This is a genomic window from Streptomyces sp. CA-135486 (genome assembly GCF_050936555.1).
GTDB lineage: Bacteria > Actinomycetota > Actinomycetes > Streptomycetales > Streptomycetaceae > Streptomyces.
This window is the reverse complement of the sequence record NZ_JBNJMM010000002.1, coordinates 713516-727888: the sequence shown is the minus strand read 5'-3', so window position 1 is coordinate 727888 and position 14373 is coordinate 713516. Positions and strand designations below refer to the sequence as shown.

The 14373-nt window shown below is 70.5% G+C and carries 13 protein-coding genes; 3 read left to right on the top strand and 10 right to left on the bottom strand.

Features of this window, described 5'->3' with window-relative positions; genetic code table 11:
- Positions 1-17 precede the first annotated feature (17 nt).
- Positions 18-896, bottom strand: coding sequence for a menaquinone biosynthetic enzyme MqnA/MqnD family protein (locus tag ACQEVG_RS22545; protein ID WP_432986779.1), 879 nt, complete (start codon positions 894-896; stop codon positions 18-20).
- A 294-nt stretch (positions 897-1190) separates the two neighbouring features.
- Here ACQEVG_RS22545 and ACQEVG_RS22540 point away from each other — a divergent pair, with 294 nt between their 5' ends.
- Both ACQEVG_RS22540 and ACQEVG_RS22535 read left to right on the top strand, forming a co-directional pair.
- Positions 1191-1394 carry a cold-shock protein gene (locus ACQEVG_RS22540; protein ID WP_003967102.1) on the top strand — a complete coding sequence of 68 codons (204 nt, stop codon included), beginning with the start codon at positions 1191-1193 and terminating at the stop codon, positions 1392-1394.
- Positions 1395-1556: 162 nt separating this feature from the next.
- On the top strand, positions 1557-1958 hold the full coding sequence (locus ACQEVG_RS22535) for a DUF1992 domain-containing protein (RefSeq protein WP_432986776.1): 402 nt from the start codon (positions 1557-1559) through the stop codon (positions 1956-1958).
- Between the two features lie 30 nt (positions 1959-1988).
- Here ACQEVG_RS22535 and ACQEVG_RS22530 read toward each other — a convergent pair whose 3' ends face one another.
- The 4 genes from ACQEVG_RS22530 to ACQEVG_RS22515 form a co-directional block, all read right to left on the bottom strand.
- On the bottom strand, positions 1989-3296 hold the full coding sequence (locus tag ACQEVG_RS22530) for a M1 family metallopeptidase (protein ID WP_432986774.1): 1308 nt from the start codon (positions 3294-3296) through the stop codon (positions 1989-1991).
- A gap of 34 nt (positions 3297-3330) precedes the next feature.
- The gene (locus ACQEVG_RS22525; RefSeq protein WP_432986772.1) at positions 3331-7389 is read right to left on the bottom strand and encodes a Pls/PosA family non-ribosomal peptide synthetase; all 4059 of its coding nucleotides are present in this window, start codon (positions 7387-7389) and stop codon (positions 3331-3333) included.
- Between the two features lie 373 nt (positions 7390-7762).
- The gene (locus tag ACQEVG_RS22520; RefSeq protein ID WP_432992805.1) at positions 7763-8377 is read right to left on the bottom strand and encodes a TetR/AcrR family transcriptional regulator; all 615 of its coding nucleotides are present in this window, start codon (positions 8375-8377) and stop codon (positions 7763-7765) included.
- Between the two features lie 214 nt (positions 8378-8591).
- On the bottom strand, positions 8592-9311 hold the full coding sequence (locus ACQEVG_RS22515; RefSeq protein ID WP_432986770.1) for a hypothetical protein: 720 nt from the start codon (positions 9309-9311) through the stop codon (positions 8592-8594).
- Between the two features lie 245 nt (positions 9312-9556).
- Between ACQEVG_RS22515 and ACQEVG_RS22510 the strand changes: the two genes are divergently transcribed.
- Positions 9557-10720, top strand: coding sequence for a glycosyltransferase (locus ACQEVG_RS22510; RefSeq protein WP_432986768.1), 1164 nt, complete (start codon positions 9557-9559; stop codon positions 10718-10720).
- A 21-nt stretch (positions 10721-10741) separates the two neighbouring features.
- Here ACQEVG_RS22510 and ACQEVG_RS22505 read toward each other — a convergent pair whose 3' ends face one another.
- The 5 genes from ACQEVG_RS22505 to ACQEVG_RS22485 form a co-directional block, all read right to left on the bottom strand.
- Positions 10742-11038, bottom strand: a complete 297-nt coding sequence (locus ACQEVG_RS22505) for a DUF4229 domain-containing protein (protein WP_432986766.1) — start codon at positions 11036-11038, stop codon at positions 10742-10744.
- A 114-nt stretch (positions 11039-11152) separates the two neighbouring features.
- Positions 11153-11677, bottom strand: coding sequence for an N-acetyltransferase family protein (locus ACQEVG_RS22500; protein ID WP_432986764.1), 525 nt, complete (start codon positions 11675-11677; stop codon positions 11153-11155).
- 107 nt (positions 11678-11784) lie between these two features.
- Positions 11785-12948 (bottom strand): aminofutalosine synthase MqnE, encoded by a 1164-nt coding sequence (mqnE, locus tag ACQEVG_RS22495; RefSeq protein WP_432986762.1) that lies wholly within the window; start codon positions 12946-12948, stop codon positions 11785-11787.
- 129 nt (positions 12949-13077) lie between these two features.
- The gene (locus ACQEVG_RS22490; RefSeq protein ID WP_360874493.1) at positions 13078-13533 is read right to left on the bottom strand and encodes an Lrp/AsnC family transcriptional regulator; all 456 of its coding nucleotides are present in this window, start codon (positions 13531-13533) and stop codon (positions 13078-13080) included.
- Between the two features lie 157 nt (positions 13534-13690).
- On the bottom strand, positions 13691-14356 hold the full coding sequence (locus tag ACQEVG_RS22485; protein ID WP_432986759.1) for a UbiX family flavin prenyltransferase: 666 nt from the start codon (positions 14354-14356) through the stop codon (positions 13691-13693).
- Positions 14357-14373 lie beyond the last annotated feature (17 nt).

The following is a 14373-nucleotide window of genomic DNA, read 5'->3' as shown; positions in this document are numbered from 1 at the left end:
TGGCGCCCCGGCTGTCCCTACCGGCCGCCGAGCAGCTCGACCGCCACGTCCGCGGGAAACCCCGTCGTGGGACCGGTCCGCCGCGCGAACTCCCGTACGCCGGCGAGCTGCTCGGCGCCGAAGCGGAAATCCAGCGTCCGGAAGTAGCGCTCCAGGAGCTGCGCGTCGAAGGCCTCCCAGCGCGCCGCCTGTTCGGCGATCTTGACGACCTCCTGGAGCGAGAGGTCCCGCGAGGCGAGGAAGGCCTCGTGCACCTCCCGTACGACCGCCGGCTCGCGCGCCAGATACTCCTTGCGCGCCGCCCACACCGCGAAGACGAAGGGCAGCCCGGTCCAGTCCTTCCACATCAGCCCAAGATCGTGGACCGTGAGACCGAGCCGGGGCGCGTCGTGCAGCGAGGCGCGCAGCGCGGCGTCCCCGATCAGCACGGCCGCCTCCGCCTCCTGCATCATCAGGCCGAGATCGGGCGGGCACGTGTAGTACTCCGGCGTCACCTTGTACTGCTCGGCCAGCAGCAGCTGGGCCAGCCGTACCGACGTACGCGAGGTGGAGCCGAGCGCGACCCGCGCCCCGTCCAGGTGCTCCAGCGGCACCTGGGAGACGATCACGCAGGACATCACGGGACCGTCACAGCCGACCGCGAGATCAGGGAAGGCGACAAGCTGGTCGGCATTGCGCAGGAATTCGACGAGTGTGATCGGCGCGATGTCGAGTTCGCCGCGCACCAGCCGCTCACTGAGCTTTTCCGGGGTGTCCTTGGTCAGCTCGAGATCGAGGAGAGTTCCCGTACGCGCCAGCCCCCAGTAGAGGGGCATGCAGTTCAGGAACTGGATGTGTCCGACGCGGGGCCGGATCCGAGGGCGGTCGGTTGCCGGGCTTTCTCCAAGACTGTCCACATCGTGAGGCTAGACCTGTGGCGTGCGGCGGGCGGCGCCGGGGCGGTGCGCGCCCCCTCCGAGCTGCGGTTCATCGGCGTTTCGTCAGCAGAATCAAGATCGCTTCAAACGTCCGGGTGACGTGATCTTTCCCTCTACCGCTGCGCACACGCTGCGTGCTAGGCTCGACGCAAGTTGCAGTTTGGTTTCCCTTGCAGTACAGAGCCTGCGGAGCATGTAACCCGCAGGCTTTTGTAGTTTTCAGACTTCTTGCAGGTTCTGGAGCAGGGCAACCCTTTGGCCCAAGGAGGGCTTATGGCTACCGGAACCGTCAAGTGGTTCAACGCTGAAAAGGGCTTCGGCTTCATCGCCCAGGACGGCGGCGGCCCGGATGTCTTCGTCCACTACTCCGCGATCAACGCGTCTGGTTTCCGCTCTCTCGAGGAGAACCAGGTCGTGAACTTCGACGTCACTCAGGGCCCGAAGGGCCCGCAGGCGGAGAACGTCACCCCGGCCTAGTCAGCCAGGGTCGGCGATCGCGCACGACTTAGCAGTACCAAGGAGCCCCGTCCCCTGTGGAACGGGGCTCCTGCCTGTTTCGGCGGCGTGCGCTCCACGACAGCCCCGCGCCGGCCTTGTACGCCCGCCTACGATGGAGGGACGAAACGGGAGGAGCGGACCGTGACCGAACGCAAGCCCCCTGGTGTCAGCTTCGAATCGTGGGTCGACAAGCAGATCCGCGACGCTTCGGAGCGCGGGGACTTCAAGAATCTGCCGGGCTTCGGAAAGCCCCTGCCCGACGACACGGCCCCGTACGACGAATTGTGGTGGGTCAAGGGCAAGATGCACCGCGAGGGCGTCTCGGTCCTGCCTCCCGCGCTAGCCCTGCGCAAGGAGGCCGAGGACGCGCGGGAGTCGGCCGGCCGGGCCGGCACGGAGTCCCAGGTGCGCCGCATCCTCACCGACGTCAACGAGAAGATCGAGGCCGCGATCCGCCGCCCGCCGCCGGGGCCGCCGCTGGGCATCCTGCCCTTCGACATCGACGCGGTCGTACGGGAGTGGCGCGCCGCCCGCGCCGAGTAGCCGGGCGCCCGGGGCGACGCGTCGTGGCGGTCAGCCTCGCGGCTGCGGCAGCGCGGGAAGCTTCTCGTCGTACAGCCACATCCTGAACAGACCGGCCAGCGGATGCGCCGAGTGCCGCTGCGCCAGCGCGATGAACTCCTCGGTGGACACCACGCCGTGCCGGTGCGTCGTGGTCCACTCACGCAGCAGCGATACGAACGCCGCGTGCCCGATCACCGTGCGCAGCGCGTGCAGCGTGAGGCCGCCGCGCTCGTAGACCCGGTCGTCGAACAGCCGCCGCAGACCGGGGTCGGCCAGGCGGATGTCCTGGCGCATCAGGGCGAGGCGGGCCCGGGACTTGGCGGCGAGCGCAGCCGCCGACGGTCCTCCGGAGACCTCGGACCAGAGCCACTCCGCGTACTTCGCGAAGCCCTCGTTGAGCCATATGTCCCGCCAGTCGGCGACGGTCAGGCTGTTGCCGAACCACTGGTGGGCGAGCTCGTGCGCGACCAGGCGCTCGCTGCCGCGCCGCCCGTCCACATGGTTGGCGCCGAAGATCGACAGGCCCTGCGCCTCGACGGGCACGTCCAGTTCCTCGTCCACCACCACGACGGCGTAGTCGTCGAACGGGTAGGGGCCGAAGAGGTCCGTGAAGGCGGTCATCATCTGCGGCTGCCGGGCGAAGTCGTGCTCGAAGCGGTCGAGCAGGCTCCGGGGCACGGCCGCCGGCTGCGGCACCCTGCCCGCGTGCGCGACATCGACCAGCTCGTACGGGCCGATCTGGACGGTCGCCAGATAGCTGGCCATCGGCGCGGGCTGCTCGTACACCCAGGTCGTGGTGGAGGCGCTGATCGTACGGGAGGTCAGGGCACCGTTGGCGACCACGGTGTACGAGGTCGGGGCGGTCACCGCGATCCGGTAGCGGGCCTTGTCGTCGGGACGGTCGTTGCACGGGAACCAGGACCGCGCGCCGGTCGGCTGCGAGGCCACCAGCGCCCCCTCCTCCAACTGCTCCCAGCCGAGGTCGCCCCAGTCGCGGGTGCGGACGGGGCGGGGGACGCCGGTGTAGCGCACCTCGACGGTGAACGCGGCCCCGGCCCGCAGCGGCCGTGCGGGCCGCACCCGCAGCTTGTCGTCCCGGTGCGTGTACCGGGCCGGGCGACCGCCGTCCACCAGGACCCGGTTGATCCTGAACGGGCCGAGATCGAGGACGACTCCGGGCAGCTGGCGTTCGGCGACGGCGCTGATCCTGGCCCGGCCGGAGAGCCGTCCGGTGTGCGGACGGTAGTCCAGCTCCAGGTCGTACGCCGTGGTGCGGTAGCCGCTGTCGCCGTGCTGCGGGAAGTACGAATCCGTCACCCTCGTGCGTCCTTCGTGCTGTTGCTCTCGTACGTCACTGCTTCCATGCCGCGATCGGGTTGCCCAGCCAGCGGGTGCCCGCGGGCACCCGCTCCCCGCGCATCACCAGCGACGCCGGACCGACCGCCGCGTGGTCACCGATGACCGCGCCGGGCAGCGCGATGCCGTGCGGACCGAGCGTCGCGCCCGCTCCGAGTACGACATTGTCCATACGCATGATCCGGTCATGGAAGAGGTGGGTCTGCACAACACACCCCCGATTGACACTGGCGCCGCCGCCGACGGTGACGAGGTCGGCCTCCGGCAGCCAGTACGTCTCGCACCAGGCCCCGCCGCCGATGCGGGCGCCGAGACCGCGCAGCCACAGATTCATCAGCGGCGTACCGGAGATCGAACCGACCAGCCACGGCACGGCGAGCACCTCGACAAAGGTGTCGGCGAGCTCGTTGCGCCACACGAACGGCGACCACAGCGGGTGCTCGACCGCCCGGAATCGGCCCACCAGCAGCCACTTGGCGGCGATCGCGACGACTCCGGCCGCGAGGCCGCCGGCGAGAAGCACCGCGCCGCCGGACAGCACCGCGAGCAGGACGCCGATGCGGCCGGCCAGCAGACCGAAGATCACCAGCGCGAGCACGGCGAGCGCCGCACCGCACATGACCGGCACGATCCGGCAGAGCTCGACCGCAGCGCGCGCCCACATCAGCCGCTTCGGCGGGTCGAACGTACGGCTCTGGTCGCCCTTCTCGGCCGCCCTGGGCAGCTTCATCGGCGGCATGCCGAGCCAGGAGCTGCCCGCCTTCGCCCGCTTCGGGGTCGCCGACAGCACGCCGACCAGGCCGCGCTTGGGGACGGAGCGGCCCGCGGCGGTCATCCCGGAGTTGCCGAGGAAGGCCCGCTTGCCGATGCGGGCCTCGGCGATACGCAGCCAGCCGCCGCCGAGTTCGTAACTCGCCACCATCGTGTCGTCGGCGAGGAACGCGCCGTCGCCGACCGTCGTCATCGCGGGCAGCGCCAGCACGGTCGACGCCTCGACCCGGCGGCCGACCTTCATACCGAGCGCCCGCAGCCACACAGGCGTGAACAGGCTCGCGTACAGCGGAAAGAGGTGTACCCGGGCCATGTCCATCAGCCGCTCGGTCGCCCACGCCTGCCAGGCGATCCGGCCGTGAACGGGGTGGTAGCCCTCGCGCAGGCCGATGCCGAGCAGCCGCACTCCGGCGAGGACGATCAGTGCGTAGCTGACCACGGCGACAACCGTCGCGAGCGGCACGGCGGTCAGGGCCGCCGTCAGGGCATCGCCGAGACCGGTGCGGCCGCGCAGGAACAGGCCGATCACCAGCAGCCCCGGCAGCGCCGCGAGTGCGGGCAGCAGTCCCAGAAGCAGTGAGGTCAGCGAGTAGACGCCGATCCAGCGGCGTCTGCGGGGCGGGCGGCCTTCGGGGAGACGGCGGTTGGCCTTGCCCTTGCGTGTGGCGGGCACACCCGAGTAGCGCTCGCCGACCGGGACCGTCCCGGTCACACCCGACCCGGCGGCGATCTCGGCCCGCTTGCCGATCCGCGCGCCGGGGAAGAGCGTGCTGCGGGCGCCGACCGTGGCGCCCGCACCGATCCGGATGTCGCCGATGTGCAGCCGGTCGCCGTCGAGCCAGTGCCCGGACAGATCCACCTCGGGCTCGACCGCGCAGCCCTTGCCGAGCCGCAGCATGCCCGTCACCGGGGGCAGGGCGTGCAGATCGACGCCCTCTTGGATGCGGACGCCGAGCGCCCGTGCGTAGTACGTGAGCCAGGCTCCGGCGAGGCTGGTCGCGCCGCTCAGGTCGGCAAGGCGTTCCGCGGTCCACAGCCGCAGATGGACGGAGCCGCCGCGCGGATATGTGCCGGGGCGCAGGCCGCGCAGCAGCAGCCGCGCGCCGCCCGCCGCGATCACGATCCGTCCGGCCGGGCTGAGGACCAGCAGCCAGCCGAGGGCGATCCACCACCAGGACACGGTGGGCGCCCAGGGAAGGCCGATGACGTTGTTGACGGCGGCCGCGACCACGCCCCAACGCAGCCCGGCCACGCCGAACAGCGGCAGCAGGAGCAGCAGTTGCGCGAGGCCGGCGCGGCGCGGCACCGGACGTATCTCGCGGGTGGGCGCGCCGGAGGTGGAGGTCTCCTCCAGTGTCCGGGCGAGCGCGCCGAGGGTCGGGTTCTGGTAGATGTCGCCGACCGACCCGGTGGCGTACCGCTCCCGGATCCGGGACACCAGCTGCGCTGCGGCCAGGCTGCCGCCGCCGCTGGCGAAGAAGTCCGTGTCGGGGCCGCTCACCGGCGCGCCGAGGAGGCCGGCCCACTGCTCGGCGAGCCAGGCCTCGGTGGGCGTGAGCTCGGGCCGACCGGTGGCCGGAGCGTCCAGAGCGGGCAGCGGCCACGGCAGCGCGGCCCGGTCCACCTTGCCCGAGGTACGGGTCGGGAGGGTGTCCACGACGGCGAGCAGCGGCACGAGAGCGGCGGGCAGCTCCTTGCGCAGCCGCGCGACGGCGTCGGTGGGATCGAAGGGCACGGTGTCGAGGGGCAACGCGTCGCAGACAAGGTCGCACGCGTCGGCGTCTTCGCCGGGCGCGGCGGTCGCGTCGGCATCGGCCGCAACGGCGCCGGAGGCCGTGCCGTCCGCGCCGTCCGCGCCGTCCGCGCCGGAAGCCGTGCCGTCCGGGCTGTCCGGGCTGTCCGTATCCGACGCGGGTGCGCTCGGCACCACATAGCCCACCAGCAGCTGATGCCCCGCGCCCGTCGTGCGGACCGCGGCCGCGGCCCCCGCGACGCCCGGCAGCGCCTGCAGCGCCGCGTCGATCTCACCGAGTTCGATGCGTCGGCCGCCGAGCTTGATCTGCTCGTCCGCGCGGCCGACGAAGAGCAGGCCGTCCGCCTCGGCCCGGACCAGGTCGCCGCTGCGGTAGGCGCGGCCCCAGCCGAGCGCGGGCAGCGGCGCGTACTTCTCCGCGTCCTTGCCCTCGTCCAGGTAGCGGGCGAGGCCGACGCCACCGATCACGAGCTCGCCGGTCCCGCCCATCGGCACGACCTCGCCACGGGCGTCCACGACGGCGAGCTCCCAGCCGTCGAGCGGCAGCCCGATCCGTACCGGCCCCTCGCCGGTCAGCGGCGCTGCGCAGGCGACGACGGTGGCCTCGGTGGGGCCGTAGGTGTTCCAGACCTCGCGCCCCTCGACGGCCATGCGCTCGGCCAGCTCGGGCGGGCAGGCCTCGCCCCCGAAGATCAGCAGACGTACGTCGTCCAGTGCCTCGGTGGGCCAGAGCGCGGCAAGCGTGGGAACCGTCGACACGACGGTGATGCGCTGCTCGACCAGCCAGGGACCGAGGTCAAGACCGGTCCGTACCAGCGAGCGGGGAGCGGGCACCAGGCACGCCCCGTGCCGCCAGGCCAGCCACATCTCCTCGCAGGAGGCGTCGAAGGCCACGGAGAGCCCCGCCAGGACGCGGTCGCCGGGGCCGAGCGGCTCCCCGGCCAGGAAGAGCCGGGCCTCCGCGTCGACGAAGGCGGCAGCGCTGCGGTGGCTGACGGCGACGCCCTTGGGTCTGCCGGTGGAGCCGGAGGTGAAGATGATCCACGCGTCGTCGTCGGGTCCGGGCCGGCAGTCCTTGCGCCCGCCCGCCGGGCCCAGCGCCTCGATCCGACGCCCGGCACCGATGACGGCGCCGACCGCGGCCTCGGAGAAGACCAGCTCGGCGCGCTCGTCGGGGTCCTCGGCATCGACGGGGACGTAGGCGGCACCGGCGGCGAGCACAGCGAGGATCGACACATAAAGATCGGCGGTCCCGGACGGCACCCGCACACCGACCCGGTCGCCGACGCCTATCCCGGCGTCGGCAAGACGCACTCGCAGCGCCTCGACCTCACCGAGCAGTGCCCGGTAGCTGAGCGGCGCCGTGCCGTCGTCGACGGCTGCTGCGTCCGGGTGACGCCGGGCGGTCTCGTCGAGGATGTCCAGCAGGGTGCGCTCGGGGGCGGCGGCACCGGCGGCGAACAGGGCCGGTGCGGGCGCTTCGTCCAGCAGCGGGTCGAGAAGAGCCAAAGACTCCGGGGCCACGGTCATACAGCGCACCGTTCGCCGGCCGACAGGACACGTGGTGCGGGCTTGCTCCGGTGGCAACCAGGCTGGCTCGTACGCATCTCTCACTCTCCGTCGTCGTGTGGAGTGCGCTGCGAATCCCCATTCCGCGCACGGCAAACGAGGACTTTATCCAGTGTTAACCCGACTCGCCTGGTGTACGAAGCACAGACAACGGGCGGCTCACGTCCCGCCCGTACCCCGCCGAAGCGGCATCACCCCTGCTCGGAACGGCGATGCGCGAAGCCCTACGCACGGGTATCCGGACCCGCTCCGAACCCCGACTGTGGCGAACCGCACTCGCGCGACCACCCTGAGTTCACCCGACGCGCCCGGCAGGCGCCCCCGGCGGAGCCTCTCAACGGGGAGACCAGCGCTCACCCTTCATCAGGCCCCCCAGCCCCGTCCAGGCGAAGTTCATCAGCGTCCCCGCGGCTTCCTTCGCCGACAGGCCGTCGGTCTCGTTGGCCCATCCCGCGAGCGATTCCGCGGCGCCCACCAGCGCCTGGGCGAGTCCCGCCACATCGCGGCGGGCGAGCTCGCGGTCCCGGTGGGTCTCGCGTGCCGCGGCGCCGATCAGAACGGTCACGTATGCCAGCATCTCGTCCCGCATCGCCGACACCTCCGCGGCGAACGGCTCCCCGTGCGTACGCGCCTGACGGTGCAACACCGCCCAGCCGTCCGGGTTCTCGGCGGTGTGCGTGAAGAACGCCGCGAGCCCTGCCCACAGTTGCCGGTCCGCCGGCAGTCCCGGCTCAACGCCCGCCTGTACGGCGGCGGTCAGCGCCTCCGCCTCACGCCGGATGCACGCGGTGAAGAGCTCTTCCTTGGAGTTCAGGTACAGATAGACCAGGGGCTTGGAGACGCCTGCGAGCTCCGCTATCTCGTCCATCGAGGCCGCCCGGTAGCCACGCTGCCCGAAGGTCTGCACGGCGGCGTCCATCATCTGCCGCTCGCGCACGGCGCGCGGCATCCGTTTGGCCTTCGCGCCCTTCACAGCACTCATGTTCAGACGTCCTCCCGCCCCGCACCCCGACTCCGCGGTAAGCCTACGGCTACCGGGAGGAGCCCAAAAACGCGGAACGGCCCCCCTTCCAGGATGAAAGGGGGGCCGCGCCACGATCCGGACCAGGTCAGGGACTGCAACCCGACCGGAACCACTGGCCGAGCCGAGCGCCTGGAGCAGGCTACGGCTGGTCCGTTACCTCAGTCCAAGCGGCGTTGCACGTAAGGGTCGGGAGCGTCCCCACAGGATCTCCAGGCGCCACGAAGGAGTTGGTGCACGTGGTCTCCCACACGACCCCCTCCTGGGTCAGCACCTGGACCGAGGTGTTCCCCACCAGCGGCGTACCCGTCGACGGCCCGTTGCTGGACACCGAGAGGGAGCAGGCGTCCTCCGGGAAGTCGGCGTTGTTGCTGATTTCCGTCCAGGTGTAGACGCCCCCGGGGACCGTCCGGATGCCCGCGTGGGCCTCGACGTCGAGCGGGCCCGCGCCGTCCGGGTCGAAGAGCACGCCGCTGATCTGGTGGGTGGCGACGATCGGGGCCACCAGGAGGGGGTTGTAGGTGTCGATGTCGTTGCACGGACCGGTCGGCCCGGTGGGGCCGGTCGGACCGGTGGGCCCGGTCGCACCCCTGGGGCCAATCGGCCCCCGCGGACCGGTGTTGCCCCGCGGACCGGTGTGGCCCCGCGGACCCGTCGGACCGTGCGGACCGGCCACGGTCAGTTCGTGGCCCGAGGCACCTGCGACGGAGACGCCGGCGTTGGCACTCTGCGCCGTGGCTGTCACGGGGGTCGCGATCCCCGCAAGCACGAGGACGAGCGACGCGATCGAACCGCCGGTCACCCAGGCACGCCGCCTCGGAAGCGGGCCCAGAGGGGACTTGGTCCTGTTCTCAGGACTCATACAATGCTCCTTCTTGAACCGGTTTGAGTGAAGCTCCGGAAGCGAGTTCGGGCTTCCCTCGGCATCATCGGTTAGCGGGCGCAACGTCTTGAGAGGCTCGCGGGGCTATCAACGCAATGGCCTATGAGAGACACACCAATGGGCGTACGCGGACGCGAACGCGATGTGGCCGTCGGCGTGCCGTCACCTCGCCGACGGGTGCGCTGCATAGGGTCGCCGCCGGACCGACCCGCCGGAAAAGGGTGATGCCCGTGAAGCCGTCCGTGTGCCTGTGCATGATCGTCAAGAACGAGGCGAAAGTCATCGAGCGATGCCTCGCCTCCGTGCGCGACTTGGTGGACACCTGGGTGATCTCCGACACCGGCTCGACCGACGGGACCCAGCAGCTGATCCGTTCGGCGCTGGACGGCATCCCGGGCGAACTGCACGAGGAGCCCTGGGTCAACTTCGGCCACAACCGGACGCTGAACATCAGGCACGCCCGCGGCAAGGCCGGCTATCTCCTCCTCCTCGACGCCGATCACGTGGTCCGGCAGGACGGCCCGCTGCCCCGGCTGACCGCCGACTCGTACATGCTGCGGCACGAAGGCGCGGTGGAGTACCGCATCAAGCGCCTGGTCCGGGGGTCCATCGCCTGGCGCTACGAGGGCGTCACCCATGAGTACCTCACCGCCGACCGCCAAGGCCCCCAGCAGAATCTCGACGCACTCGTCATCGAGGACTTCGCCGACGGAGGCTCACGGCACGACAAGTTCGAGCGCGACGCGCGCCTGCTGAGCGCCGAACTCGAGCGCGACCCCACCGATACGCGCACGGTCTTCTACCTGGCACAGACCATGCGCGACATGCAGCGAACCGACGAGGCGATCGCCCTGTACGAGCGCCGCGCGCAGATGGGGGGTTGGGCCGAGGAGGTGTACTACTCGCTGCTGCAGGTCGGCATCCTCAAGGCCGATTCCGACGACTGGCCGGCCGCCATGGACGCCTTCTCACGCGCCTGGGAGTCCCGCCCGCAGCGGCTCGAAGCCTGTTACGAACTGGCGTCGCGGCTGCGCAAACTGGGCCGCCACCGGGTCGCGCACGCGTTCGTCTGCGCCGGACTCGGCCAGAAGCAGCCGGACGACCTGCTGTTCGTCCAGCCTTGGGTGTACCGCTGGGGGCTGCTGTTCGAATACTCGATCGCCGCCTACTGGGTGGGCGACCACCTCGGCTCGCTGCAGGCCTGCGACAGCATTCTCGCGCTGCCCGACGTGCCCGACGTGTTTCGCAAGCAGACGATCGTCAACCGCGAGTTCGCCGCTCAGCGCCTCGCCGCGGTTCCCGAGCCGGCGCGGCGCACTCGGCGGCAGCCGGTCCGGACGCGGCAGCAGGCCTCTGCCGTCCCCGCAGGAAAGAGGCGCGGCAAGTAACGCGACGTCTGGACGCGGCGCCTACTGGACGGCGCCGTCCTCCTGCGAACGGTTCGCCTCAAGACGGGCCTTCGCCTCGTCGACCTTGGTGACGATCTGCTCGGACATCGCGTCGCGCTGCTTGCGCAGCAGTACGAAACTCAGCGGCGCGGAGAGCACGAGCGCGAGCAGGACGACCCAGACGTAGTTCGAGTCGCCCAGACCCTTGGGCAGTGCGCCGACCTGGACCAGGCCGCCGACGACGACGAGGCAGCCGATGAAGATGGCCAGGCGCAGGGTGGTGTACCGGATCGCGGCGCTCGACTTGGCAGCGGACACGGTGGGCCTTCTCTCTCGTACGACAGCTCGTGCCCGTCAAGTGAAGCACGACGGGCAAAAGGGGCGGACCGCAGGGCCTCGATGAGGCGTGGCGGCCGGGCGCCGGACGGGCGATCAGTTCAGGGGGAGCAGCATCACGATGTCGTCGCGGTCGTCGCCCTCGGCCACCCGGATCGCGCCGGGCACCCGCCCGACCTCCTTGTAGCCGCAGGCGGCGTAGAAGCGGTCGACGCCGGTGCCGCCGCGGCAGGTGAGCCGTATCGCCTCGATGCCGTCGAAGCCGCGGGCTGCCCCGGCCGCCGCGGCCATCAGATCGCGGCCGTACCCCGCGCCCTGGTGGCGGGGGTGGACCATGACCGTGTACAGCCAGACCCAATGCCGCATCAGCCGGTGGGTGTTGTACGTGAAGAAGGCGGTGGCCGCGACGGCGCCTTCCTCGTCGTACCCGACGAGCAGCCGGGTCCGCTCCCCGGCCATCGAGGCCAGATGCTTCACCAGCTCGGGCCGTACGGCATCGGCGTCAACGGGCGGCACAAAGCCGACGGCGCCGCCGGCATTGGACACGTCGACCCAGAGCGCGACGATCCCGTCCCGCAGGTCACGGTCGATCGGCGGGTCCAGCCGAAAGGTAAGGGGCATGGAGGGATGCTAATCATTACCACCCTGTCGGCTCAACCGGTTTCCACCACGCGAGAAGCCCCGGCCTGCGGCCGGGGCTTCTGAAGGACCAGGGGGCTCCCCGCGCGTCAGACCCGCATCGGCTGCGGCGACTCACGGCGGTCGGCGTCCGGACCCGGGTACTCGCGGATGATCTCGTAGCGGGTGTTCCGCTCCACCGGGCGGAAGCCCGCGTCGCGGATCAGGTCGAGCAGATCGTCGCGGGTCAGCTTGTTCGGCGTGCCGTAGTTGTCCGCGTCGTGCGTGATCTTGTACTCGACGACCGAGCCGTCCATGTCGTCGGCGCCGTGCTGCAGCGCAAGCTGGGCGGTCTGCACGCCGTGCATCACCCAGAAGACCTTGACGTGCTGGACGTTGTCGAACAGCAGCCGCGAGACCGCGAAGGTCTTCAGCGCCTCGGCGCCGGTCGCCATGGTCGTCCGCGCCTGAAGGCGGTTACGGACCTTGCCGTCCTTCACATCCACGAAGTCGTGCTGGTAGCGCAGCGGGATGAAGACCTGGAAGCCGCCCGTCTCGTCCTGGAGTTCCCGCAGCCGAAGGACGTGGTCGACCCGGTGCCTGGGCTCTTCGATGTGCCCGTACAGCATTGTGGAGGGGGTCTTGAGACCCTTCTCGTGCGCGAGCCGGTGGATGCGCGACCAGTCCTCCCAGTGGGTGCGGTGGTCGACGATGTGCTGCCGGACCTCCCAGTCGAAGATCTCGGCGCCGCCGCCGGTCAGCGACTCCAGACCGGCCTCGATCAGCTCGTCGAGGATCTCGCTCGCGCTCAGCCCCGAGATCGTCTCGAAGTGGTGGATCTCGGTGGCGGTGAAGGCCTTCAGGGAGACGTTCGGCAGGGCCTTCTTCAGCTCGGAGAGCGAGCGCGGGTAGTAGCGCCACGGCAGGTTGGGGTGGAGCCCGTTGACGATGTGCAGCTCGGTGAGGTTCTCGTTCTCCATCGCCTTGGCGAGGCGGACGGCCTCCTCGATGCGCATGGTGTACGCGTCCTTCTCGCCCGGCTTGCGCTGGAACGAGCAGTACGCGCACGACGCGGTGCACACGTTCGTCATGTTGAGGTGGCGGTTGACGTTGAAGTGGACGACGTCGCCGTTCTTGCGCGTGCGCACCTCGTGGGCGAGGCCGCCGAGCCAGGCCAGATCGTCCGACTCGTAGAGGGCGATGCCGTCCTCGCGGCTCAGCCGCTCACCGGCCCGGACCTTCTCCTCCAGCTCGCGCTTGAGCCCCGCGTCCATAAACGGCCCGCCTCCCATATGTCTCGTTCTGTGTCTTCCGTGGGGGACACCCCACGGACCCCCGAGAGCTTCACCAACCGTACTCCCCCGCACTTTTCAGGCGGGGGGAACCCCCATGGGCGTTCCAGGTCAGCCCTGTTCGGGCAGATCCCCGACCCGGTTCTCCCACTTGGTGGAGAGCACGATCGTGGTGCGTGTCCGGGAGACTCCCCGCGTGCCGGACAGCCGGCGGATCGTCTTCTCCAGACCGTCCACGTCGCTCGCCCGCACCTTGAGCATGTACGAGTCGTCGCCCGCGATGAACCAGCAGTCCTCGATCTCGGCGAGGTCCTTCAGCCGGCGCGCCACGTCCTCGTGGTCGGCGGCGTCGGAGAGCGAAATGCCGATCAGGGCGGTGACGCCGAGGCCGAGTGAGGCCGCGTCGACGGTGGCGCGGTAACCCGTGATGACGCCTGCCGCCTCAAGGCGGTTGATGCGGTCGGTGACGGAGGGCCCGGAGAGCCCGACGAGCCGGCCGAGCTCGGCGTACGAGGCCCTGCCGTTCTCCCTGAGGGCCTGGATGAGCTGCCTGTCCACCGCGTCCATAGTCTGGACCCTTCCATTATTCAACAATCTCGCAAATCTACTTTAGAATCCAAGGTGCGCAGGGTCAACACCCTGTGAATCTTTCACACTTTCCCTGGCGATCCTTCAAACCGCACGGCCCGCCGCGCCAAGAAGCGCTAGTCCGGGCTAATCCGGACTAATCCGCACGAGAGCCACCCAGCTCTCCCTCCCAACGGCGGTACAGCTGATGCGGCACCCCAGCCGCGTCCAGCACCCGCCCCGCGACGAAGTCCACCAGATCCTGGATGTGCGTCGCCGCCGCGTAGAACGCCGGAGAGGCGGGCAGCACCACGGCGCCCGCCTCGTCGAGCGCCACCAGATGCCTCAGCGTCTGCCCGTTCAGCGGGGTCTCCCGCACCGCGACCACAAGCCGCCGCCGCTCCTTGAGCGTCACGCTCGCGGCACGCTGCAGCAGATCCTTCGAGAGCCCGAGCGCGACCCCGGCCACACACGCCGTCGACGCGGGCACAATCAGCATCCCCTTGACGGGATAGGAGCCCGAGGACGGCCCGGCGGCCAGATCCCCCGCGGGCCAGTGCCGTACATCCTCGACGTCCACCCGGAAGGTGCCGGGCTTCCCGTCGGCACCGCGCGCCAGCCACTCCCGCAGATCATCGCGCCAGTGCGCATCGCGGAAGGCGATCCCCGTCTCGTCGAGCAGGGTCAGCCGCGAGGCGCGGCTGATCACCAGGTCCACACTCTCGCCCGCGGCCAGCAGCCCACGCAGCACGGCGGCGGCATAAGGAGTCCCGGACGCACCGGATACCCCCACCACCCAGGGGGTGCGCTTGGCGTCGTTCATGCCGTTGAGCCTATCCG

Bases quoted from the DNA above. Each gene is read 5' to 3' on its own strand.
- ACQEVG_RS22540 (WP_003967102.1), top strand. From the start codon at position 1,191: ATGGCTACCGGAACCGTCAAGTGGTTCAACGCTGAAAAGGGCTTCGGC.
- ACQEVG_RS22500 (WP_432986764.1), bottom strand. From the start codon at position 11,677: ATGCCCCTTACCTTTCGGCTGGACCCGCCGATCGACCGTGACCTGCGG.
- ACQEVG_RS22515 (WP_432986770.1), bottom strand. From the start codon at position 9,311: ATGAGTCCTGAGAACAGGACCAAGTCCCCTCTGGGCCCGCTTCCGAGG.
- ACQEVG_RS22490 (WP_360874493.1), bottom strand. From the start codon at position 13,533: ATGGACGCGGTGGACAGGCAGCTCATCCAGGCCCTCAGGGAGAACGGC.
- ACQEVG_RS22520 (WP_432992805.1), bottom strand. From the start codon at position 8,377: ATGCCGCGCGCCGTGCGCGAGCGGCAGATGATGGACGCCGCCGTGCAG.
- ACQEVG_RS22510 (WP_432986768.1), top strand. From the start codon at position 9,557: ATGCCCGTGAAGCCGTCCGTGTGCCTGTGCATGATCGTCAAGAACGAG.
- mqnE (WP_432986762.1), bottom strand. From the start codon at position 12,948: ATGGACGCGGGGCTCAAGCGCGAGCTGGAGGAGAAGGTCCGGGCCGGT.
- ACQEVG_RS22485 (WP_432986759.1), bottom strand. From the start codon at position 14,356: ATGAACGACGCCAAGCGCACCCCCTGGGTGGTGGGGGTATCCGGTGCG.
- ACQEVG_RS22525 (WP_432986772.1), bottom strand. From the start codon at position 7,389: ATGACCGTGGCCCCGGAGTCTTTGGCTCTTCTCGACCCGCTGCTGGAC.